The organism is Bacillus sp. P4_D3, assembly GCF_056401855.1.
Map to the genome: position 1 here is coordinate 1 of NZ_JBFUIN010001339.1, position 535 is coordinate 535.

The 535-nt window shown below is 28.2% G+C and carries 1 pseudogene; it reads right to left on the reverse strand.

The annotated features are described in order from the left end of the window. Window positions 1-201 (reverse strand): annotated as a pseudogene (locus tag AC1DTM_RS31210) (YrrS family protein); the annotation flags it as partial. Between the last annotated feature and the right edge of the window lie 334 nt (window positions 202-535).

The window sequence follows — 535 nt, forward strand, 5'->3', positions numbered from 1 at the left end:
CTTTTTATCTTCGTTTTTTTTCTCTTCTATCTTTGTTGCTTTCTTTTCTTGAGCAATTGCTTTCTTTGATGTATCAGAAGTGAAAAACAACTGATATGTCACTATGCCAACTGTTACTAATACCACACTAAATGCGATATTAAATATCCCCTTATTACGACGATTTTGTTGTTTTTCTTGAAACCTGCTTCCTTGTCCCATTTTTCAAACCTCCGTGTTTATTTTCGCCACTAATCTTTACGTATTGTTCCTAAGAATCTTAATATTTTTATTAAATAATAAAAATGAACTACACTTCCCATACAGAATTCCATATAAAAATAATAAAATTTATGCTTTTTCAAGTATCTTACATATGTTATTCAAAAATAGTTTAATAAATTAAAGATTGATAAGTTTCCGTACTTAAGTATACTTTTTAACAATTAAGCCTCTTCTTCACCGATTTATAATTTTTAAAATCAAATGCCCTCTTTAATTTGCGCTTTCCAATGGATATGCCGTAAAATCAAAAGAGATTTTACCTCTTTTACCT